Consider the following 24,737-nt stretch of genomic DNA (forward strand, 5'->3'; position numbering starts at 1 on the left):
TGGCTGTCAGTTCATTGTTACGCAGAGACCTGGCTATTTTCCTGCTGTCCACTGCATCCGTCTTCTGAAGACGTTCCTTCTGGCTGGTGGAGACATCCGCCGGATTAACTACTATATTCTGTATTCCCATTTCAACCAGTTTATAATGCGCCCAAAAGCCACTGAAACCGGCTTCATAGGCTGACAGATAATTCCCGTTGGGAAAATGCGCGTGAAGATAAGAGGACAGGGCTTCCGGACTCGGAGGCTGAACGAATGTCTTGTGGTGGAGATGATCGCTCAGAATACTTACTGTCCAACTCTTCAAATGCACATCAATTCCTACGTAAATATTTTGTCCTTCAAAATTTAATGTGTTACTTTGTTTACGCATAAAGTCATAGGTTTTATTAAGTTATTTCTTTCATTTACAAATTTAATAATTCTCTTGGCTTTATGCTATTTTGCTAGCACATTACAAACATAGGAACTAAATCACACAAACTAATTAACCGGACGTATAATCACCCTAAATCACACAAACTAATTAACCGGACGTATAATCACCCTCCTATACCCAGTCAGTGCAGGAGAACCATTGTCCGTCACTTCACAAATCACATGTATTTCCTTACCTGCCGCATCCCGTGGTATACCCAAGATTGCAACAGACCTGTCGGCCTGCATAATATCCATACGGCCTGTATAGGTACCGGCCTCCGGCAATATCCACCAATGATATGCCAATGAATCATTATCCGCATCAAAAGATTCAGATGCATCCAACCGTATTTTCCGACCCACTTTCGGAGAAACCATGACCGACTCCAAACCTCTTTCGCCATTTATGCAGACAGACGGATTATGATTTCCTTCTCCGTAAGCCGCCCAATCCATCCGGGCCGCAAAATCAGCAAAGATGGCCGGATAAAAATATTTCTCGTATTTCTCGGATACAGCTTTAACATCCGGAGCTGCATTGGTGTAACACTCCGTCAGGCTGTCAGGCGAAAGCGCCCAACGGAAATAGCCGCCCCAACCCACCTGATTGCCCACAGCAGGATTATTCAACCCATTGGGAAAGACATGCAGATAAGAAGGCGTATCCCCTTCTACTCCATATTTGTTTTTCGGATAGACCTTTCCTAAATGGCCATGTCCCTGTATATGGGTGGCATATTCATTCCAATTCATACTTCCAAGCGTGTTCTGCACAAGCCAGGCACTTTCATCCCAGAAGAAACGCAACTCCTTTCCGCAAGTCTTACGCAGCCATTGATGGGAACTGAACGCATAATCTACAGGAGGCCCCCCACATACGTCCTGATCTGTAATCGTATATACACACAGTTTATCCAGAAACTTATGCACCTCCGATTCGCTCCGTTCCTTTCTAACCCGCCACACAGCCTGTGCCAATGTGTTGGCACCACCCCATACAGTAATCCATAAAGGACGACTATCCTCTTCATCAACTAACTTGATTATCAAGTCACTTCCCGGAGAATCATTGCCTTCACCAATCCGTTCTATTCCCAGACCCCTGCTTCCCAACATCGTACGACTGCGCAAATAACCGGCACTGGGCCAATAGCCCAATTCCTGCTTACCATTCTCCTGACTTTCCGGTAAAAAGTCTTCCTGCTCCGACCGTTTCATCAGATTGGGTAAATCTTTTTCATAAGCGTCGATGACCGTCATCAAACTGTCCATCCAACTTTCGGGATAGGTACCGCCACAGATATTCCATCCGCCTGTAGCGACCAGTCCTTCTATCTCAAACATATCTGCATGAGCCAACAAGCGGACCATGGATTCCATGTCATCAGGCTCAACATCAGCCGGAGCAATATCTGTCAAGACGACAATACGAGGTTTCAACAAGGACTCTTCATTCCGTTTGCCTGTCTCCGCCGATACAGAAAGACCCAGGACCAGCAATCCGAAAAAGGTCCAGAATTTCCTTGCTCTTAAATTCATGACTATTTCTTTTTTTATTTTTATGAATCTTTATAATCGTTGAATCAGTCAATCACAATCTCCACATCAGCCGGCTGCAACCCGTCAGACATCGCCATTAAATGCACCATGCCCTTCTTTCCTTTATTCTGAACCACAACCAGACATTTTCCATAAAACGCCCGACGCTTAGTGTCCTTGAAACGCTCCATTGAAATCGGATTTCCGTTATCCACCCCGGCAATGAAAGCATCTCCTTTCACGTTGAAGTTTACCAAATTATCGGCATTCGGACATAAGTTTCCGTCCTTATCCAGAATCTCTACTGTTATGAAACTCAAGTCTTTTCCGTCTGCCGCCAATTGAGAACGGTCGGGAGTCAGACGAATCCGGGCCGGTTCGCCTGCTGTACGAAGTTCCTTCTCGCCTACAATCTTCCCGGCTTTTCGGGCTACAACCTTCACACTTCCCGGCTCAAACCTGACTCTCCACACAGTATGCAAACAGTCCGGAGTCTTTGACCTCACACCTTGCGACTTCCCGTTAACGAACAACTCCACTTCGTCCGCATTGTTATAATAACACCACATATCCACGTCCTGGCCTTCCTTCCAGTTCCAGTGCGGGAACAGATGAAGCACCTGCTTGTCCGACCATTCCGACTGATAAAGATAATAAGCGTCCTTCGGGAAGCCCGCCAAATCGACAACACCGAAATAGGAACTGCGTGCAGGCCATCCGAACGGAGTAGGCTCGCCTATATAGTCGAACCCTGTCCACAAATATTGTCCGCTGATAAAGTCATTGTCACGTATCAGCTTGATAGTTTCCTCGTGCGTATTCCCCCAAGGCGCATGACAATTGTCATAAGAAGAGCACGAATAGCTGGAATCAGTAAACGGCTTGTCCCATCTTTCCGGCCAAATATACACCTTGTCGCTCGGCATCCGGTAATACCCCCGGGTAGCCAACGCCGAATTACTCTCCGTAATGATGAAAGGCTTCCCAGGAAAATTTGCAGGTACGTCCGGGACATTCACATTATGATAGTTGTAACCTATAATGTCAAGCGCCTCCGACCGGAACAGATGGTTGAACGGATTCGGTTCATTGCATCCTGCCGTAACAGGGCGTGTCGGGTCGAGCTGTTTCACTATATCAGCCAATTTCTTTGTCAGCAACGAATTCACACTCATCTCCCCGTCCTTTGCCAACATATCCTTCGAATGCCCGAAGTTCAGTATCAGGTTCGCCTCCTCCAGACTCAGAGTGTCCGCATCAGCATGACTCCACTGCTCCAACACCTCATTTCCGATGCTCCACATGAAAATAGAAGGATGGTTGCGGTCACGCAGAATGAAATCGCGCAAGTCCCGCTCATGCCATTCGTTGAAATAACGGGAATAGTCGTGAGTTGTCTTTTTTTTGCGCCACATATCAAATGCCTCATCCATCACAATGAATCCCATACGGTCGCACAAGTCAAGCAACTCCGGAGCCGGAGGATTGTGGGAGCAGCGTATGCCATTGCATCCCATCTCTTTCAGAATCTCCAGCTGGCGTTCGATGGCACGAATATTCACCGCTGCGCCCAGGCAACCCAAGTCATGATGCATGCACACTCCGTTTATCTTCATCGACTTTCCATTGAGGGAAAAGCCTTTCTCCGCATCAAAGCTGAAAGTACGGATGCCCACCGGAGTTTCATAACGGTCTACACAGCGGTCTCCGTCAAGCAGTTCCGTCACCAATGTATAAAGGTAAGGTTTCTCTATTCCCCAAAGCTGCGGACTTGCCACTTTCAGCTGTTGTACGGTTATTGTGTCCGTTCCTCCGCCGACCGTGCATAATGTATCGGCTTTGGCCACACACTTGTTTTCCGCATCGAACAATGACGAACAGACGGTAATCTGCGTACTTGCATCCGTTTCATTAAAGACGATTGTCTGTACGTTCACCACTGCTTCCGACTCATTAACCACAGGAGTGGTCACATAAGTTCCCCATTCGCCGACATGCACGGAAGCCGTCTTCACGAGCCATACATTCCGATAGATGCCACAACCGGAATACCATCTGGAATTGGGCTGTTCCGAATTGTCCACACGCACGGCCAGTACGTTCTTCTCTCCCCATTTCAGATGTGGGGTGAGGTCATAGCTGAAAGTGATATAGCCGTAAGGACGATGCCCCAGCAGGACCCCATTGAGATACACATCCGAATTCATATGGACACCATCAAATACAATCCGGATTTTCTTGTCCACATCGGACTTTTCAGGGACAAAAGTCTTTCTGTACCATCCGATACCTCCGGGAAGTGCACCGCCCCCCGTTCCGGACGGATTATCTTTACTGAAATCACCCTCTATGGCCCAATCATGGGGGAGATTCAACATCCTCCATTCCCCGTCCACAAAGTCTGCATCGGCAGCTTCTGGAGTGTCTCCCAATCGGAAACGCCAGCCTTCGGTAAAATCAATTCGTTCACGAGGGACATCGGGAGATGTGCCACATGCCATAAAAAACATGCAGCAGATTCCCGACACAAACAACACTAATTTATTAACCATATAAACAAATCCTATAATATTACAAATTCACAGTCTGTGCGCTTCCCGTATACTTTACCTCAATGCCTTTTGCGTTAACATCGAAAGCCTGCGGCTTGTCCTCATTAACTACAACCACCGTAAACGTGCGCTCCTCCAACATGCCGGGGAACGAACCTTTGCGTTCGCCGATTGTCAAAGTACGGGTTTCATCGTCATATTCCATCGGAATCATCGCATACATTCCCTTTTCGTAGTTATAGTTCACGCCTTCATCTTCATAGAGTGTAAACTCGCCGTCCGCTCCCTGATATACATACAGCCTGATATGGTCGGCCGGCTTCTCGTCCGTATATTGAATGTCTTCGCCGAACGGCACGATAGAACCTGCACGCACATATAGCGGAACGCGTTCATAAGGTGCCTCCACCTCGGCTTTCACTCCGCCTTTCTGATATTTCCCTGTATAGAAGTCATACCAGCCTTCCGACTTCGGGAAGTACACCTCACGGCTGCGGTCTCCATAACGGTAAACAGGAGAAACCATGAAAGCAGGACCGAACATGAACTGGTCACCAATGTTGTTTACATTCGCGTCAGCTGTAAAATCCATCACCAGCGGACGCATGATGGTATAGTCCTTGAACCACGTCATGCCCGCCAACGAATAAATATACGGCATCATATTGTAGCGTAACTTTGTATAATAAACAATGGAATTGTAGGCGGGATGACCTTCGGGGGCAATCTCCCACGGCTCACGATACGGATATTGACCGTGTGCACGATACAGCGGACAGAACGCTCCGAACTGGAACCAGCGCGTATTCAGTTCGCGCCATTCTTTATAGTCGGCATTCTCCGTCCTTGTTTCGTTCCATTGTTTCTGGCCCTCCACATAACGGTTTTCCACACAGAAGCCACCGATGTCCATCGTCCAATAAGGAATGCCGCTCATTGCGAAATTCAGACCGGCGGAAATCTGTGCCTTCATGTCTTCCCAACGGGTAGCGATGTCACCACTCCAGGTAGCCGTAGAATACCGTTGCAAACCGGCAAATCCTGAACGGGTCAGCAAAAAGACACGCCTGTTGTTGTCCACACCCCGTTGCCCGTTATAGATTGCGTCCGCATTCATCAGCGCGTAGGCATTGAAGAACTCCGTAGAGGAACCTAATGCCGTAGGTCCGCACAAGTCCTTACGGTACTGCATATCCGTGCAGTCACGCACATTCGGTTCACTGGCATCCATCCACCACGCATCGATGTCCAACGGATAATAATGTTCGTACATCTGTTTCCAGAACAGCTTGCGTGCCTCGGCACTGTATGCGTCATAGAAGCCGTATGTGTACCCTTTGCCAATCCAATCCTTCAGGCTGTCCTTCACGGACTGCGGATAAATCCAGCCGTTCCTGTCAAATTCCTTGTAATGCTCGGTCGTGGTATAGAACTTCGGCCATACGGACACCATTATGTGCCCGTGCATTGCATGAATGGAATCGACCATCGCTTTCGGATTCGGGAAATGTGCCTTGTCGAACTCATGGCTTCCCCATGCGTTTTCCGGCCAGTGGCTCCAGTCGAGCACAATATTGTCTATCGGAATTTTCCGGTCACGGAAACCTTTCAACGCACCCAACATTTCATCCTGCGACTTGTAACGCTCCCGGCTCTGCCAATAGCCCATCGCCCATTTAGGCATGATGGGAGACTTGCCTGTCAAGGTACGGTAACCGCTGATTACATCATCCATATCGTCACCGGCGACAAAATAATAGTCCAGCTGAGGAGTCATTTCACTCCACCACGACTGTTTGCCCTGCTCTTTCGGGTCAACCGGACTGAACACACGCAGCCCGGAATAAGAAACCGCTCCGTCCGGATTCCATTCCACCTTCAACGGCACACGCTTTCCGGCCTCCAGATTCACGGAGAACTTATAGCTGTTCGGATTCCATGCCGTGCGCCAGCGCTCCGGAACCACCAGTTTGTTGTCGATATACACTTTGGTATAGCCTGCATAATAGAGGATGAACTTGAATTCCCCGCTCTGCGAAGGTTCAATCTCCCCTTCATAAGTGACCTTTGAGCCATACAGAGGAAAGTCTTCCGGCAAATTCACCACATGATTCAGGTCGCCTCTGACCAGATGCTCAAAATAAAGCGAGTCCTCCCGGCGGACCAATGTCCCGGCACCCGATTCCGGAGCGGGGACATAAGTACCTGTTATCGCTCCCTCTTTTCCGTCCTTGTCATACAGCTTGAACACATCCCCCAACTGAGAATAATCGTTCGGATTCCCGAAACGACAAAACGAATAACTGTCAAGCAGCACGCCATAGTTTTTGTTTGAGACAATGAACGGAACGGAAACCTTCGTATTATACTGGAACAGCTCTTCGTTCTTTCCCTTATAATTGAATTCATCGGCCTGGTGCTGGCCTAATCCGTAGAACGCCTCGTCATCCGGCGACTCGAACACCTGACGGATTGTGTAACCTTTTGTTCCTTCCACTTCTATCGGCGTGAAGGTCTTGCCTCCTCCCTCGTTTTCCCGAAGAATCATATTCTCATTTTCATCGGTGAACCAGACTTCCCCTGTCGATGCAAGAACGGAAGCACGGACTTCATCCGTGGAAACCGTCACCGTATCTCCCTTCTGGATGACCGTAAAAGGAGTTCGTTCCTTCTGCGGAACGACAATCAGACTTTGCGAATCGGCAAACCTGTTTTCAGGTGTGGCCGATACATGGATGAGCTTGTCGCCCATCACCTGCAGACGGACCAGACGTGCACCTGCATCATCTTTCTTTGTCCGCACCTTCACTATCACTCCATTATCTGTCTGTTCGTAAACGCCGGAGCATGAACCAAGCAGCAAGCCGGCCAGCAGACAATAAGAAATGCCTTTCATATTCATATACCCAACTGATGTTTAAAGTTAAACGATAAGACTTCTTTTCTCTTTTACAAAAATAGAGGTTATCAATCAGATTTATGAATTCAAATGTTTTATACAAGGTTCCTATTTAACCCACGCCCATCCCATATGTTTCTACATAGGGTACCGTTTGTTATTTCCCCTCCTTTTCCTGATAGACAGAAGGCTGTACACCGAACTCGTCCTTGAAATAACGGCTGAAATATCTCGGACTGTTGAAGCCTACTTCATACGCCACCTCCGATACATGAAGCTGACTTTCACGCAGCAATTGGGCGGCACGTTTCAGACGAATCACACGGATGAACTCAATCGGTGTCTTTCCGGTAATCTGCAGCAGCTTTTTGTAAAGATGCACCCGGCTCATCCCGAGCTCGCGGCTCAGTTCCTCAACGGACAGGTCGCTTCTCGAAATATTGTCCTCGACATACTTGACTGCCTTTTCTATCAGTTTCTCGTCCAACGAGGTAATCACAATGTCACTGGGAGTCGGATCTATCGTCGCATGGGTAACCTGACGGTAACGGCTCAATTCAATCAGCTTGCGGATACGCAAAACCAATACAATCATGTTGAAAGGCTTAGTCACATAGTCATCCGCCCCCGTTTCAAGTCCCTTCACTTTCGACTCTACCGCCTGACGCGCCGTAAGCAGAATCACCGGAATATGGGATGTCCGCTTGTCCGACTTGATCAGCCGGCACAATTCATTGCCGTCCATTACCGGCATCATCACGTCACTGATTACCAGATCCGGCTGTTTTTCCTGTATCTTCTTCCATGCCTCTTCACCGTTCGAAGCTACCTCCACCCGGTACTGCAGTTCCAGACTGTGCTGCATGAACTGACGGAAATCCTCGCTGTCATCCACCACAAGCAAAAGCGGAAAGCTGTCCCTGTCAGTCTGTTCCACCATTTGTTCCGGAACACCATCCGCTTCCGGCCGGACAACGACCGGTTTCGGAAGTTCGGCAACAACATCCACATGTCGGACTGGAAGATGCACGACAAACACCGTCCCCGTACCGATATTGTCGAATACCTCCACCGTACCGTCATGCAAGCTGACAAAATCACGAACCAGGCTCAGGCCGATGCCGCTTCCCGTGGTCTCTTCCATACCCTTATGGTCGGTCTGATAGAAACGGTCAAAGATACGCTCCTTGTCCGCATCGGGAATGCCGATGCCCGTGTCCGAGACCTTTATTTCCAGCATCTCCGGTTCACTTTCTATATGTTCCAGCATAACGGTCACACGCCCTCCGTCGGGAGTATATTTGAAAGCGTTAGAAAGCAGGTTTATCACTACCTTGCCTATCTTGTCCGCATCAAAAGCCATCGGAAAATGTTCCATGCCGGAAAAGAAAGAGAACTGTATATGTTTCTTGTCCGCCATCAGAAGGAACGAATTGCATACCTCACGTATATACGGAACGACATCGTTCTCCGACAAGGAAAGCTGGTGTCCGCTCATCTCTCCCTTGCGGAAGTCAAGCAGCTGGTTGACCAACACCAGCAGACGCTGCGCGTTCCTGTACATCAGTACCAGCATAGACCTTCGCGATTCGTCCTTCTCCTTTGCCAGCAGCTCTTCCAACGGAGCGACAATCAAGGTCAGCGGAGTGCGGAGTTCGTGACTTATATTGGTAAAGAAACGGAACTTCATCTGATTGATTTCCTCGTTCTTCGCCGCTTCCTGCTCCACCTGACGGATATGGAACTGCTCCCGCTCCCGCCTCAACAGATGCCTACGGGCAAGCAACAATGCCAGCACAAAAATCAGGACATAACATATGTACGCCCACCATGACATCCAGAAAGGAGGATGCACAAAGATTTCCAGACGGGCTACCTCCGTGCCCTCATATCCGTCACTGTTTATCGCCTTTACGTTCAACACATATTTTCCGAATGCCAGATTCGTAAATGTCAGGCGGTTCATGCCGGGCGGCAGGGAAAGCCACTCGTCATTGAACCCGTCCAGCCTGTACATATAAGTGGTCTTCTCCGGCAAATTGAAATTGTCGGAGGCAAGTTCTATCGTAAAGATATTCTGTCCGTAATCCAACTCGAATTTCCGGAGGACGTTCAGGTCTTCAGGAAGCACCACATGACCTCCGTATTCCTTGCCCGCCTCTATTTCCTTATTGAACAGATACAGTGCGGAGAACATCACTTTCGGCAACACCTTGTTATAGTGTATTCCGTCCGGATCGAACACATTCAGCCCATAAAGGCCACCGGCCACGACCATGCCGTTATCCAAAGTCTTTATCGCCCTCAGATTGAAATCGCAGTTCTGAAGACCGTCCTTGTCATTGTATATATGCGATTCGAACGTATATTCCCCCTTGCTGTCCTTTGACACTTTCAGATGAATCATCCGCCTCGTCGATGAAATCCACATGTCATGGTTATGGTCTTCCGTCACTCCCGCCATGATTTCTCCCGGATTGCCGGTGATGTCCGTGAAATCCTTCACCGAATGACGTTTCTTGTCATACATTTTCAAACCTTCGCGCATGGCAATCCATACCAGTCCGCGGCTGTCGCAATACACCTGATTGACATCCTGCCTGCCCGACGTGTTTCCATCGGGAATCGTATGCTTCTCCAACGTGCTGGGGTCGACGAGCGCAACCTCCATGGGCATACCGACCGCCAAAGTATTGTCATCCGACACACTCAAAGAAGCCACAAACCCACTTATCCCCTCGTATGTCTCCAGCGTGTTGTCCTTCAGATTCCAATATTGGAGCCCTCTGTCCAGATAGCCTATCCAGAGCCGTCCGTCCGTTTCGGCCAGCGTCCAGACGCTGTTCCCCAGCAAACCGTCCTTTCCGGAAGTATAGCCGGTCAGTCCCGACCTTTTGTCCAGACAATAAAGCCCGCCGTTGAAAGTACCTATCCACAAACGTCCGTCCCCAGATTTCAGCAAAGCCACGACAGGAACGGAAAAGTCATACCGCTTCTCCGTCTCGCCCGTCCGGATGTTCCACAGAAGAAGCCCCTCATCGTTCGTCCCTAACCACAGACGTTCCTCATCGGCCTGCTCAATGCAGGTGATGTCCCCCAACTCGTGCATGTTGAACTTGAACATACTTTTCCCGTAGCAGGAGACACCTTTCTTGTAAGTTCCCACCCACATCAGCCCGTTGCGGTCGACATACAGACAATAAACCGTATTGTGCGACAGGCTTCGGGGAGCGCCCGCATCATTGACCACCCGGACGATTCCACCGGTACGCTTGTCGAACACGTCGATACCTCCATAGTCCTTGCCTACCCATATCCGGCCTTCCTCGTCCTGCGACACGGCATGAACGATGTCGTTCTGTCCTTTCCAATGTGCAGCCAAGTCTGTCCGCCATCTGTCCGCCACCGTATCATACACCCACAAACCCGAAGAGCTGTAAATCCAGACACAACCCTCCTTATCTACGAACAAGGAGAAAGCACCTAAACTTCTACCGTCCATTATGTCATCCTTCACCCACTTCTGCGTCATTTCAGACCGGTTGACGCAAACAAACTTTCCCGAATTATACAGCAGCAGGACACATCCGGCACACTCGCCGATAGCCGTCACTCCCGCATCGGGGAGTCCACAGACATACAAGGAAAGAAATTTCGTCTCCTCCCCTTCCCTGTAACGGTAAAAACCCTCCCCCGCCACAGATATCCACGTATACCCTGAGGAATCCACATAAACGCATTCAGGCATTCCTTTGCTCCCCAACTTCCCCATAAAGCCTTTCAAGTCGGGTTCAAACGTGTCTTTCGCCTTGTCGAACCGGGCATATCCGGTGCCTGTCTTCAGCCAGAAATAGTTGTCCGGCTCCTCCATTATCCCCCAGACGTAATTGTTGGGAAGCGAACAGGAATCACCGGACAGATGCCGGTAAATCTTGAAAGTATATCCGTCGAAACGGTTCAGTCCGGAATTCGTGCCGAACCACATGAAGCCGTCCCTGTCCTTGAATATGGAATAGACCGAATTGTTCGACAATCCGTCGGCCACCTCCAGATGTCTGAACATGAAAGGTTGGGCAGATAATGAAAGAAATGCTATCAGGAGAGCAAATAAGGCTACTGTTCTGTTCATCGTGTGTTTATCTTGATTTAAGGACAAAGAAAAGAAAAAATCCGCTTTTCCGCAAATGAACGTCCCTCATTTTTCACGCTTACCCGCAGTGAGGGCGTGTCGAATTTGTTTTTTGAACACAGAGGTACGTCTACCAGATATATAATGCGAATCGGTGCATCAACTCCCGATTCGCATTATTAATTGTTCATTGTTCATCCTTCATTCCCACAGGTGCCCTGTTCTCATAAACCCATTGCAGCGTATAGGACTTATCCTCCGTAAAGATACCCCGCTTCATCGCCTCGACCACCTCCCGACCATTGTTCAGCCACTCGCCCGTGACACGGTCAAACAAGCCTGACATCTCGGTTCCGCTTCCCGAACCGCCGTTGTCCCAATAGAAAGGAGCCATCCCGTAGTCCTTTGCGGCCTTGCATACATATTCCAGATAATACAGGCGGAACGCTTCTGCACGCGCGTCGCTACGGTGCACGCAGCCCATCTCCCCGATATATACCGGAATTCCCTTGTCGATAAAGGCGGACTTCATCTTGCCGAACTGGGCACGCACATTGTCCTCGTCGCCCCAGGAAGCCTTCTTTGCGGGGTCGCCCGTATGCCCCCACTCCGAACGGGTAGCGTTCAATGCGAAATCCACCGGATCATAGAAGTGGACGGCAAGCATCAGGCGGTTGTCGGCCTTATCCTCCGGAAGCACGAAGCTCTCCACCGCAATGTCAATATTGGTCACGTAGGCCGGAACGCCGAGATAACGGTCCGCATTGTTCCCGCCCGTGGCACGCACCGCATCCACGAACGCCTGGTTCCACTCGTTCATCACGGCATATTGCCTGCCGCTGTCCTTGCGGTTGTTCCCCCATCCCCAACCGCCGTCGTGAATCTCGTTCATCGCCTCGAACGCGAGAAAATTCCCCTTGTCCCTGAACCGGACGGCAATCTGCGTCCATATTGCCTTTAACTGGGCCTTGACCGTTTCGTTCACCTTTTCGTCTGCAGCGGCCCGCTTGATGTCGAGCCAGTCCCCGTCGTGGTGGACATTGACAAGGACGTTCAGCCCGGCACGCTCCGCATAGCCCACCACTTCCGCCACACGGTCCATGTAGGCAGGTTCGACGGCATAGTCCGGAGCACCGCCGAAATGTCCTTTCCACGTAACCGGAATGCGGACGGTAGTGAAGCCGGCGGACGCCAGCCCGTCGAACAGTTCCTGCGTCACGGAATCATTGCCCCAGGCGGTTTCTTCCGCCACTCCGTCACGGAACGCATCCAGCTGGTTCCCGAGGTTCCACCCCAGTCCCAGACTTGCCGCCACTTCGTAAGGGGTTTCGCCCGATATGCAGTTACTTACTTTCTTTCCACACCCCGTGAGAACCACCACGGCAAGGGCCGCCCATGCGACCGCCGTCCATCCCATTCCTGATAAATGCCTGTTCATAATGCCTTAAAGTTTTTAGGAAAGTAAAAATACGTCTCCTATGCCAAACACGAAACTTCATTTGTTTCTTCGGAAGGTATCAAATGTTTCCGGACACACATTGAAACATTCCGACAGGTATACCCAAGCCCTGACACTCTTTTTGTCATTCTGACACAATGTCAATTCCGGGCGGCGAGAATCGTCCGCATGGAAGCAAACCCGGAGGAATCCGGAAAAACGAAAAGAGAAGAAGCCGCAAGGAAAACAGACTGAAAGCATATTCGGGTTTTTAAAGAACAAATATAACGTCAATCGATTTTTCTATTTCCTTACAGATACTGACGGGCAAAAATTAGTTTCTTTATAACACTCTACAAAGCGATTCGGGAAAGGAGATTCCGGAGAAAAAAGCGGGCGCTCCGCCATGTTCCAAAGGCTTCCGGGAAACTTTTCCCAAAGTAACGGGACGTTTTATAGGAAATGTCCCGTCACTTTCCAGCAAACGACGGGACATTTTGCTCCTCGAATCGGGTCATTTTTGCGGAAATGTTCCGTGTCCCCACCCCTTCCAGAGAGCTTCTGAACGGGGTTACGCTTTATATTTATTAAGAAACGGCTTCTATTTCAGGGAAAATTCCATCGGGTCCGGTCAGAGAAAACCGGTGTTATGTGACATTTTGTTCTCTAATCTACAAAATTGAAGTTTTGTTATATCGTCGGACGAAATGTTACCAACAGGGTATTCATTTGTATCTGTGCCTGTTCAAGCAACATCCCGCATTCCTTTCTGAAACATTCCGCCTTATATATATGGTAAGGAAAGCCCTTGCCGTTCCAGTAAAAAACTTACCTTTGCAGAAACCGGGAGCCGGAATACCGACAGGGATGGCGTGCTCCCAATCCGCATTATTCATAAAAAGGCTATCACACCCATGAAAATCAACAAGAGACACATCATTGCATTGGCCCTGCTGTTTTCATCGCCCGCATTCTCCCTGCCCGCGGACTACGGAAGAAAAGAATCGCCCGACTTGACCTTATGGTACGACAAGCCCGCATCCCAATGGGAGGAAACTCTTCCGTTAGGCAACGGAAGATTAGGCATGATGCCCGACGGGGGAATAGAGAGGGAACATATCGTACTGAACGAAATCAGCATGTGGAGCGGTTCGGAAGCGGATTACAGAAATCCGAAAGCGTCCGAGAGCCTTCCCGCCATCAAGGAACTGCTGATGCAGGGCAAAAACAAGGAAGCCCAGGAACGGATGTTTTCTGACTTCGTGCCTGTACAGCCGGAAACCGGGAACACCTACGGCGCATTCCAGATGCTCGCAGACATGTATGTCGATTACGTTTATCCCGACACCGGCTCCGTCCGTTCCTATCGGCGGCAGCTGAACCTTGACGAAAGTGTCGCCTACACAACATTCACGAAAGGGCGTACAAACTATGTTCGCGGATATTTCGTTTCACGAGACAAGGATGTCATCGCCGTACACTTGAAAACCGACCGCCCCGCCTCCCTCCATTTCCGGCTGACACTGAGCCGTCCGGAAAGGGGAATTCTGCGGAAGCCTTGTGAAGGAAAGCTGGAGCTGACAGGAGAGCTGGACAGCGGAAATCCTCAAAGGCAAGGAGTGCGCTATGCAGCCGTGGCCGAAGTGAAACTATCCGGAGAAAAGAGCCGTCTGCGTCCACAGGAGAACGCACTTGAAGCTGTATCAGCCGATGAAGCGTGGATAATCGTCTCAGCCGCCACGTCTTTCCTTTCCGGAGAAGTCTACCAGACCAAGGCGGAACGCCTGCTTGCCGACGTAACCGGCAAGGAAGAATGCCTGAATACACTAAAACAGGAAACCGTCCAGAGCTATCGGCACTTGTTCGGACGGACAGGAGTCAGCCTGCCGGAAAATGCCGTGATATCCACACTTCCCACCGACAGAAGGCTGGAAGCATTCCAGAAGCAGGACGATCCTTCGTTCGCCGCACTTTATTACAACTACGGACGCTACCTGCTCATCAGCAGCACCCGTCCGGGAAGCCTTCCTCCCAACCTGCAAGGCCTGTGGGCGAACGAACCGGGAACACCATGGAACGGAGACTATCATGCCAATATCAACATTCAAATGAACCACTGGCCGGTAGAACCGGGAAACCTTTCCGAGCTTTACCAACCGCTTATCGACCTGACAAAACGACTGGTACCGAACGGAGAAGCAAGCGCGAAAGCATTCTATGGCGAAAATGCCAAAGGATGGGTGCTCCACATGATGACAAACGTATGGGAATACACAGCCCCCGGAGGACATCCCTCCTGGGGAGCGACCAATACCGGAGGCGCCTGGCTGTGCGCACACCTGTGGGAACATTATCTCTACACGGGCAACAAGCGATACCTGTCGGAAATCTATCCCATACTAAAGGGAGCGTCGGAATTCTTTCTCTCAACCATGATAAAGGAACCGAGGCACGGATGGCTGGTCACAGCACCGAGTTCTTCGCCCGAAAACACCTTCTATGTGGGAACAGACCGCACTCCTGTCAGCGTATGTATGGGACCGACAATGGACATCCAGCTGGTACGCGAACTGTACACCAACGTAATTGATGCCGCAGCCGTCCTGCACACCGACACAGCATATACCCGACAATTGAAAGAAGCCCTGAAACAGCTGCCTCCCCATCAAATCAGCAGAAAAGGATATCTGATGGAATGGCTGGAAGACTATGAAGAGACAGACATACATCATCGTCACGTCTCCCACCTATATGGCCTGCATCCGGGCAACCAGATTTCATTGGTCAAGACTCCGGAACTGGCGGAAGCCTGCAGACAGACTTTAAACAGACGTGGTGACGGAGGGACAGGATGGAGCCGGGCATGGAAAATCAACTTCTGGGCACGGCTGGGTGACGGAAACCGGGCTTACTCCCTGCTACGCAACCTGCTCCATCCGGCCTATACCCCAACAACCCCCTCACAGCACGGAAGCGGGACTTTCCCGAACCTGTTCTGTTCGCATCCGCCTTTCCAGATAGACGGAAACTGGGGAGGCACTTCGGGTATCAGCGAAATGCTGCTCCAAAGCCAAGACGGATTCATAAATCTGCTTCCGGCAATCCCTGATTCATGGACAGAAGGACGTTTCTACGGTTTCAAGGTACGCGGAGGAGCGACCGTTAGTCTGGAATGGAAGGACGGGAAACCTCAAAGGGTGGAAATCACCGGGGGATGGAATCCGGACATCACACTGAAAATGCCCGGGAAAGTACGCCGGGTTCTGGTGAACAGGAAAAAAGAAAAGCCGGACGATTACATGAAACTATCACTGAAAAAAGGCGAAAAGGCCGTCATCGTTTTCAAGTTCTAATCGTCAAAAATATCAGTATCTGTGTAACAGGCTTCTGCTACATTTGCATAAAACAAACCCAAACATATAAAGATTCATGAAAAACATTACTAAAATCGCACTGGCATCCATGATATGCACCAGTGCTGTACTGCAGACCGGCTGCCAGCAGACAAAGACTGCTCCCGCCATCCCTTCCGATCCGGAAATAGAGAACAACATCCGGCAATGGCTGGACAAGATGACACTGGAAGAGAAAATCGGGCAGATGTGCGAAATCACCATCGACGTGGTGACTGACTTCGAGGCGAGCCAAAAGAACGGATTTACTCTCGACAAGGCGAAACTGGACACCGTAATCGGAAAGTACAAGGTCGGCTCCTTGCTGAACGTACCGCTGAGCGTTGCCCAGACCAAGGAAAAATGGGCCGAATCTATCAGGCAGATTCAGGAACTCTCAATGAAGGAAATCGGAATCCCCTGCATCTACGGCGTGGACCAGATACACGGGACAACCTACACGCTGGACGGAACCATGTTTCCGCAGGGAGTGAACATGGCGGCCACATTCAACCGAGACCTCGTAAAACGGAGTGCGGAAATCTCTGCCTACGAGACCAAGGCCTGCAACATTCCGTGGAACTTCGCGCCGGTAGTCGATTTGGGAAGAGACCCGCGCTGGTCGCGCATGTGGGAGAACTACGGCGAGGACTGCTACGTGAACGCGGAAATGGGTAAAGCCACAGTGTCGGGTTTCCAGGGAGAAGACCCGAACCACATCGGCAAGAACAACGTGGCGGCCTGCATGAAGCACTACATGGGTTACGGAGTTCCCGTCTCGGGAAAAGACCGCACACCCTCGTCCATCTCACGGAGCGACATGCGCGAGAAGCATTTCACCCCCTACCTCGAAGCGGTACGCCACGGCGCACTGAGCGTGATGGTCAACTCCGGTGTGGACAACGGGATGCCTTTCCACGCCAACCGGGAGTTCCTCACCCAATGGCTGAAAGAGGATTTGAACTGGGACGGACTTATCGTGACCGACTGGGCGGACATCAACAACCTCTGCACGCGCGACCACATTGCAGCGACCAAAAAGGAAGCTATCAAGATTGCCATCAATGCGGGCATTGACATGTCAATGGTGCCGTATGAAGTAAGTTTCTGCGACTACTTAAAGGAACTAGTGGAAGAAGGCGAGGTGCCGATGAGCCGCATCGACGACGCCGTTTCGCGCGTGCTCCGCCTGAAATACCGCCTCGGTCTGTTCGACAATCCGTATTGGGACGTGAAGGAATACGACAAGTTTGGCTCGGAAGAGTTCGCCAAGGTCGCTTTGCAGGCTGCTGAGGAATCGGAAGTGTTGGTGAAGAACGAGGACGGCCTGCTTCCGATTGCCAAGGGGAAGCGGATTCTCCTCACGGGACCGAACGCCAACTCCATGCGCTGTCTGAACGGAGGATGGTCGTACAGCTGGCAGGGACACCGGGCAGACGAATGCGCGCAGGCTTACAATACAATCTATGAATCACTGTGCGACAAGTACGGGAAAGGGAACGTCATCTACGAGCCGGGAGTGACCTACGCTCCGTACAAGAACGACAACTGGTGGGAAGAGAACACGCCGGAAATCGGAAAGGCTGTGGCAGCCGCAAGTCGTGCGGACATCATCATCGCCTGCATCGGCGAAAACTCCTATTGCGAAACTCCGGGCAACCTGACTGACCTGAACCTCTCCGCCAACCAGCAGGAACTGGTGAAGGCGCTGGCGAAGACCGGAAAACCCGTCGTGCTCATCCTGAACCAGGGCCGCCCGCGCCTCATCAAGGACATCGAGCCGCTGGCCAAGGCTATCGTCAACGTGATGCTCCCGAGCAACTACGGAGGTGACGCGCTCGCCAACCTGCTCGCCGGAGACAGCAACTTCAGCGGAAAGATGCCGTTCACTTATCCGAAACACATCAACGCACTCGCCACATACGACTACAAGCCGTGCGAGAACATCGGGCAGATGGGCGGAAACTACAACTACGACTCGGTGATGGATATCCAGTGGCCGTTCGGCTTCGGACTGAGCTACACCACTTATAAATACGCCAACCTGAAGGCGGACAAGACGACTTTCAACGCCGATGACGAACTGACCTTCACGGTGGACGTGACTAACACGGGCAAAATAGCCGGAAAGGAAAGCGTGCTCCTGTTCTCGAAGGACCTGGTAGCGAGCAGCACGCCCGACAACATCCGCCTGCGCAACTTCAACAAGATTTCGCTGGAACCGGGAGAGACCAAGACCGTCACGCTGAAACTGAAAGGAAGCGATATGGCGTTCGTGGGCTACGACGGAAAATGGCGGCTGGAGGAAGGCGACTTCAAGTTCAAGTGCGGCGACCAGTGGATTGACCTGAAATGCAACGAGACCAAGGTCTGGGTCACGCCGAACAGATAAATGTACATCAAAACTCCCAAGGTATTTACGATTTCGTATATTCAAAGAACCGGTGACCAACCGATTATGCAAGGATCTCCCCGTCCGTAAAATCGGGACTGGTGTTGCAGCCGAATCTCTGGCAATGGAAACGTAGAGAAGACTTATAGACATCACAGATATACATATACAAATGACTTTTAAACCGTGAATCAGGAAACATTTTCACCTCCTGATTCACATAAATAATATTCAATCAGGAGGACAAAAACAATGAAAAGGAATCCATCGCCTAACATGACTGGCATACAAATCCGAAAGGTCTTGACATTTGCCATTATTTTCAATCTGACAATTTTTACGGCATGGGGACAGCAAAAATCCTGGACAGCCGACAACGGAAACGGAACATTTACAAACCCCTTGTTCTACGATGAATTTTCCGACCCCGACATGATTCGGGTGAACGACACATTCTATCTTGTAGGTACAACGATGCATTGTAACCCCGGTCTAGTTGTTCTGGTATCAAAGGATCTTGTGAATTGGGAATTCTGTAGCTACGCATTCGATCATATTCCGGTCAACGACCCCCGATTCCGCCTAGAAGACGGAAAAGAAGCATACGGGCAAGGCATCTGGGCTCCCTGTATCCGGTATCATGAAGGCAAATTTTACATATTCTCAAACATCAACGGAATCGGAATGCAGGTTTTCGTTTCTAAAGACCCGAAAGGACCATGGGAACATCACAATATGGGAGGAGCCACCCATGATGTTTCCGTATTGTTTGACAACGGGAAAATATATGCGATTTACGGCTATGATGAAGTTCATTGCATCGAAATCAAACCGGACTTGAGTGGCTTTGTGGAAGGCAGTGACCGGTGTCTTATCCCCCGTGGAAACGCTATGGGAGAAGGACACCACGCCTACAAAATTAACGGGAAATATTATATCATCAGTGCAGACTACGCGCCTATGGGACGGATGATGTGCGCACGTGCCGACAAACTGGAAGGCCCTTATGAAACACGTGTAATCAGCAACCGCGAAACAATGGGAACCGAACATTCCACATGGATCACGAACGTGCCAATGGACGGTGCCATGCCAGAGATGAAGAAATGGAAGATGGAAACCTACAAACCCAATGCAGACAATATGGGATGTGCGACACTTCACCAAGGAGGGATAGTGCAACTGGAAAACGGCGACTGGTGGGGATTCTCCATGCTGGACTTCCTTGCGGTCGGACGCACCACTTGCCTTTCACCCGTAACATGGGTGGACGGATGGCCGTATTTCGGACTTGAAAACAACCTGGGACGCTCTCCGAGAACATGGTTCAAGCCCGATGTGTCAACGAAAGTCACGCCCCACGCCCCATACGTCCGCAGCGACAACTTCGACTCAGGGAAACTATTGCCCGTCTGGCAATGGAACCATCTCCCCGATGACAGCAAATGGACCATAAAGAAAGGCAGACTCCGTCTGCACACGATGCCTGCCAAAGACTTCTATTGGGCAAAGAACACCCTGACCCAACGGGGTATCGGTCCGGTTTCCGTCACTACCGTAACGCTGGACGCTTCCCACATGAAAGAAGGAGACATTGCCGGTCTCGGACTGCTGAACATCCCTTATGAGTGGGTAGGCATCGCCGTAAAGGACAAAAATCCCTGCCTGCACTACTATAATCTGGGCACGGACGAAACTATAGAAATGCCTTTGGACCAACCAAGAATATTCCTGCGCATCACCGGCGACTTTGAGCACGAATGGGCAGAATTCAGTTACAGCTTTGACGGCGTCAATTTCCGGAATATAGGGAAACGGTTGCCCGTACCGTATCAGACCAAAATCTTTCAAGGCGCGAGATACGCACTGTTCGCATTCAACCGCCAAGGGAAAGAAGGCGGATATGCCGAATTCGACGATTTCAATGTGGAAGAGCCTCTTGCCGACCGCAGCTGCAATATCCCGTTGGGCAAGACCGTCAGTTTCCTGAACCTCGGCAACAGACAATGGATGCAGGCAAACCCGCGCAGAATGGTCTATTCCGTATGGGAAGACATGAAAAAGCGCAACCCTTCCGACTGTATGTTTGAAGTGCAGGACAGAGGAAATGGAAAAGTCGTCCTCAAGGCCGTAAACGGGACAGGCTATATGACCGTAGCCGGTTTGGGCATGTCCGGTGACTTACGCCTGTCTCCGGTGGAAACGGAGGATTGCCTGTTCATGTGGCAGGACATGCTCCACGGACAATGTATGCTGATGTCATTGAAGACACACCGCTATGTAGGGCTTGATCCTGCATCGGGCGAAGCCTATGCCGCCGACTGGCCGGGAACATCGGCAAGCCGGATGAACGGAACCGTATTCCTCTGGGAGGAAGTGGGAAGCAACGGCAAATGAAAACCGACATACATGAAAGACGACTGCCAAAGTCCGACATTCGTCCGGAGAAGGGGGTGTGCTGAAATAAAAATGACTTTTTATTTGACACACCCCCTCTGCCCGACGCAAGTTCCGACTTACAGCAAGCACACGAAAAGGAACAACACACGCAATGATTCCAAAAGTCCGTTTCCCTGCCTACAATACCCTCTGAAACGGGTATGAAAAAATTCAGGCAACATTCCAGACATCTGAAAAAAACATTCAAACATCCTATTCTGAAAAAACAACACACCTCAAAAACATCCTAGCATCCGCTTCGGTACAACTTTTCTTACATTTGTCTAAAAAAAACAAACAGACAAGAAAACAGAAACAATTCGGTTAATTTTTAAAATATTGTATCATGAAAAACAGTTTTAGAACAAGGCACAGAAGTCTTTATCTGTGGTGCATTGCATGGACCTTACTTTTATTTGGTCCTGTTAATCTCACTTCCGCTAGTCCGCTTCAAAACAGGACTGTAACAGGGACAGTTACATCCAGTACAGATGGAGAAGGACTTATCGGCGTCAGTGTACAAGTAAAAGAAAGGCCCAACGTAGGAACAATTACCGATCTAGATGGAAAGTATTCCATTCAAGCCCGTTCCAACGAGACACTGATTTTCTCCTACATCGGCTACCAAACCCAGGAAATCAAGGCGAACAAAACGATTGTTAATGTACAGTTGAAAGAGGACTCAAAAATATTGGATGAAGTAGTTGTAGTAGGTTACGGTACGATGAAAAGAAGTGACCTGACAGGTGCAGTGACTTCCATTAGCGAAGACGAAATCAAACAGTCGGTCATCACCTCACTTGACCAGGCACTTCAAGGCCGTGCCGCCGGTGTATCCGTCACCCAGAACTCGGGAGCTCCGGGCGGAGGTATCTCCGTCAGCATCCGCGGTATCAACTCACTCAACGGAAACGAACCGCTCTACGTTATAGACGGTGTAGCTATATCCGGAAACAACAGCACTAATTCAAGCGTCCTTTCAGCCATCAATCCGTCCGATATCGTATCCATGGAAATTCTGAAAGATGCTTCTGCTACAGCCATCTATGGTTCGCGCGCATCAAACGGTGTCGTTCTGATCACAACGCGCCAAGGACAAGCCGGCAAAACCAAAATTTCATACGAAGGATACTATGGATTACAGCAACTTCCTAAAAAACTGGATGTCATGAACCTACGCGAATATGCAGAATATCAAAACATGCGTGCCGATATAATAGGATTCGGTGAACGTGAAGAATTTGCTGATCCCAGTTTGTTAGGAAATGGAACAGACTGGCAGAATGAGATCTTCCAAAACGCATCCATGCATAATCACCAGATAAATATATCCGGTGGTAATGACAATGTAAAATATTCCATATCCGGCGGGTATCTGAAACAAGAAGGAATCGCTATCGGTTCCGACTTCGAGCGTTTCTCCGCACGTGTCAACATCGACAACAAGATCACAAAATGGCTATCTACGGGACTGAGAGCTTCCGTTGCAAAAACGACACAACACAATACGATAGACAATGGCAACATCATCCGCACAGCCATCGAACAATTACCAGATACACCAGCGCGTAACCCGGACGGAAGTTGGGGAGCACAAGAAACAGAAAATTTCGGAACTTATTTTGCCAATCCGGTTGCAGAAGCCCTTTTACGTGAAAACTATGACAAAGGAACACAAATGTACATTGACTTTTTTGCAGACCTGACACTATGGAAAGGACTCGTATTCCGTGCAGAATATGCCGGAAATTATTCTTACAGCAACAATTATTACTATCAACCGTTTTATGACTATGGGCACTATACACAAACCTCAGAAGGAAGACGCAGTGCCAACAATGGTTCCAACTGGACTCTCAAAACTTTTCTAACTTACAACGGAACATTCGGGAAACACAACATTTCGGCAATGGTCGGTCACGAGGCACAAGAAAATTCATGGGAGAATCTTCAAGGAAGTCGTCAAAACTACATATTCAACACGATACACGAGCTGAATATGGGGGATGCAACTACAGCCAAAAACAGCAGTGGCAGAGGTTCATCTGCCATTGAATCCTACTATGGAAGATTCACTTACGGATATGACGAACGTTATCTTGCCACATTTACACTTCGCGGTGACGGGTCGTCCACTTTCGGTCCTGCTAACCGTTGGGGTGTATTCCCCTCCGTTGCATTGGCATGGAGAATCAACAACGAAAAATTCCTGAAAAATGTAAAATGGCTGAACAATCTAAAGCTGAGACTCGGATGGGGACTGGTAGGTAATCAATCTGCCGACAGCTATGCATATGGAGTGACAATGGCATCAGCTGCCAGTATCTGGGGAACAGGATTCTATGCAGGTAATTATCCAAACGATAAGCTTAAATGGGAAGAAACAAAAGCATACAATGTCGGACTTGACTTAAACCTTTTCGACAATAGAGTAGAATTTATATTCGATACTTACTTCAAGAATACAGACAATCTATTAATGCGTGCTTCTCTTCCCACTTACGTAAGTGGAATTATCCAGTCTCCTTGGGTAAATGCAGGCGCCATGCAAAACAGAGGAGCTGAATTTACATTAAACACAGTCAATATTTCTACCAAAGATTTCGTATGGAGGTCGGGGCTAACCATCTCTTTCAACAAAAACAAGATCACTGACCTCTATACGGAAACTTCAAGCATGTCTGGAGTTTTAGATGCAACACAAACTCTGACCCTCTCCGTTGTGGGGCAACCGGTCGGACAATTTTATGGCTATAAAGTAACCGGAATGTTCAAAACAGAAGATGACTTTTATCAAAGAGACGGGAACGGAAATTTCCTTCTTGATAAAAACGGCAGTCGGATTCCAGTTGCCCTCCCGGAGAACCAGCATATCGCTCCTGATGAAACTTGGGTAGGCGACTTCATCTTCGAAGACCTGAATAAAGACGGAGTAATAGACGAGCAGGACCGTACTTTTTTAGGAAATCCGGAACCTAAATTCTCATACGGATTCAACAATACGTTCACTTATAAAGGTTTTGACTTAAACATCTTCATCAATGGTGTTTATGGTAACAAACTACTCAATTTGATTCGTCAAGATTTCACAAACCCGATGAGAAACAGTAACCTGTTGGAAGAAGCGACAGGTATAGCAAAAGTAGAAGTGATAGACCCCAACTCACCGTCTGATGCCATTTGGAATGTACGAGTCAGCAATCCACAATCTGCAACTGTACAACGTCTCAGCACCGTAGACGCCAATGACAACAACCGTATGAGTGACCGTTTCGTAGAAGATGGATCTTATCTGCGTATCAAGAACATTTCGTTAGGATACACTTTTCCACAAAAATGGATTCGTAAATGGAAAATAGAGAATCTGAGAATCTATATGAATATCCAGAATGCTTTTACATTCACTAAATATAAAGGTTATGATCCGGAAGTCGGAGCATATAACTACAACGTATTACTGCGAGGAGTAGATTCTGCACGCTATCCGTCACAACGTATTTATACTTTTGGATTGAATCTAAGTTTCTAATATAAACA

The 24,737-nt window shown here is 49.4% G+C and carries 10 protein-coding genes; 4 read left to right on the plus strand and 6 right to left on the minus strand.

Going from position 1 to position 24,737, the window contains the following annotated elements; translation table 11 throughout:
* The 6 genes from B5F71_RS07575 to B5F71_RS07600 all read right to left on the minus strand — a co-directional run.
* On the minus strand, positions 1–373 hold a 373-nt coding region (locus B5F71_RS07575), incomplete at its 3' end, for a transposase (RefSeq protein WP_143269863.1).
* 149 nt (positions 374–522) lie between these two features.
* A complete protein-coding gene (locus B5F71_RS07580; RefSeq protein ID WP_087208884.1) occupies positions 523–1,959 on the minus strand; it encodes a DUF1593 domain-containing protein in 1,437 nt (478 codons plus the stop codon).
* 44 nt (positions 1,960–2,003) lie between these two features.
* A complete protein-coding gene (locus B5F71_RS07585) occupies positions 2,004–4,511 on the minus strand; it encodes a glycoside hydrolase family 2 TIM barrel-domain containing protein (RefSeq protein WP_087208886.1) in 2,508 nt (835 codons plus the stop codon).
* A 19-nt stretch (positions 4,512–4,530) separates the two neighbouring features.
* Positions 4,531–7,413 carry a TIM-barrel domain-containing protein gene (locus B5F71_RS07590; RefSeq protein ID WP_087208888.1) on the minus strand — a complete coding sequence of 961 codons (2,883 nt, stop codon included), beginning with the start codon at positions 7,411–7,413 and terminating at the stop codon, positions 4,531–4,533.
* A gap of 154 nt (positions 7,414–7,567) precedes the next feature.
* The gene (locus tag B5F71_RS07595; protein ID WP_239473393.1) at positions 7,568–11,539 is read right to left on the minus strand and encodes a two-component regulator propeller domain-containing protein; all 3,972 of its coding nucleotides are present in this window, start codon (positions 11,537–11,539) and stop codon (positions 7,568–7,570) included.
* Positions 11,540–11,726: 187 nt separating this feature from the next.
* Complete coding sequence (locus B5F71_RS07600) at positions 11,727–12,977, minus strand: glycoside hydrolase family 5 protein (RefSeq protein WP_087208890.1); 1,251 nt, start codon at positions 12,975–12,977, stop codon at positions 11,727–11,729.
* 914 nt (positions 12,978–13,891) lie between these two features.
* On the opposite strand from B5F71_RS07600, the gene B5F71_RS07610 reads away from it, so the two are divergent.
* The 4 genes from B5F71_RS07610 to B5F71_RS07625 all read left to right on the plus strand — a co-directional run bounded on the left by B5F71_RS07610 (position 13,892) and on the right by B5F71_RS07625 (position 24,729).
* Positions 13,892–16,330, plus strand: coding sequence for a glycoside hydrolase family 95 protein (locus B5F71_RS07610; protein WP_087208894.1), 2,439 nt, complete (start codon positions 13,892–13,894; stop codon positions 16,328–16,330).
* Positions 16,331–16,406: 76 nt separating this feature from the next.
* Positions 16,407–18,761, plus strand: a complete 2,355-nt coding sequence (locus B5F71_RS07615) for a glycoside hydrolase family 3 N-terminal domain-containing protein (RefSeq protein WP_087208896.1) — start codon at positions 16,407–16,409, stop codon at positions 18,759–18,761.
* Between the two features lie 252 nt (positions 18,762–19,013).
* Positions 19,014–21,158 carry a glycoside hydrolase 43 family protein gene (locus B5F71_RS07620; RefSeq protein ID WP_239465783.1) on the plus strand — a complete coding sequence of 715 codons (2,145 nt, stop codon included), beginning with the start codon at positions 19,014–19,016 and terminating at the stop codon, positions 21,156–21,158.
* Between the two features lie 388 nt (positions 21,159–21,546).
* Positions 21,547–24,729, plus strand: coding sequence for a TonB-dependent receptor (locus B5F71_RS07625; protein WP_087208900.1), 3,183 nt, complete (start codon positions 21,547–21,549; stop codon positions 24,727–24,729).
* The last annotated feature ends 8 nt before the right edge of the window (positions 24,730–24,737 follow it).

It is taken from the genome of Bacteroides sp. An269, from assembly GCF_002159755.1.
GTDB classification, from domain to species: domain Bacteria; phylum Bacteroidota; class Bacteroidia; order Bacteroidales; family Bacteroidaceae; genus Phocaeicola; species Phocaeicola intestinalis.

Bases quoted from the DNA above. Each gene is read 5' to 3' on its own strand.
- B5F71_RS07580 (WP_087208884.1), bottom strand. From the start codon at position 1,959: ATGAATTTAAGAGCAAGGAAATTCTGGACCTTTTTCGGATTGCTGGTC.
- B5F71_RS07585 (WP_087208886.1), bottom strand. From the start codon at position 4,511: ATGGTTAATAAATTAGTGTTGTTTGTGTCGGGAATCTGCTGCATGTTT.
- B5F71_RS07590 (WP_087208888.1), bottom strand. From the start codon at position 7,413: ATGAATATGAAAGGCATTTCTTATTGTCTGCTGGCCGGCTTGCTGCTT.
- B5F71_RS07595 (WP_239473393.1), bottom strand. From the start codon at position 11,539: ATGAACAGAACAGTAGCCTTATTTGCTCTCCTGATAGCATTTCTTTCA.
- B5F71_RS07600 (WP_087208890.1), bottom strand. From the start codon at position 12,977: ATGAACAGGCATTTATCAGGAATGGGATGGACGGCGGTCGCATGGGCG.
- B5F71_RS07610 (WP_087208894.1), top strand. From the start codon at position 13,892: ATGAAAATCAACAAGAGACACATCATTGCATTGGCCCTGCTGTTTTCA.
- B5F71_RS07615 (WP_087208896.1), top strand. From the start codon at position 16,407: ATGAAAAACATTACTAAAATCGCACTGGCATCCATGATATGCACCAGT.
- B5F71_RS07620 (WP_239465783.1), top strand. From the start codon at position 19,014: ATGAAAAGGAATCCATCGCCTAACATGACTGGCATACAAATCCGAAAG.
- B5F71_RS07625 (WP_087208900.1), top strand. From the start codon at position 21,547: ATGAAAAACAGTTTTAGAACAAGGCACAGAAGTCTTTATCTGTGGTGC.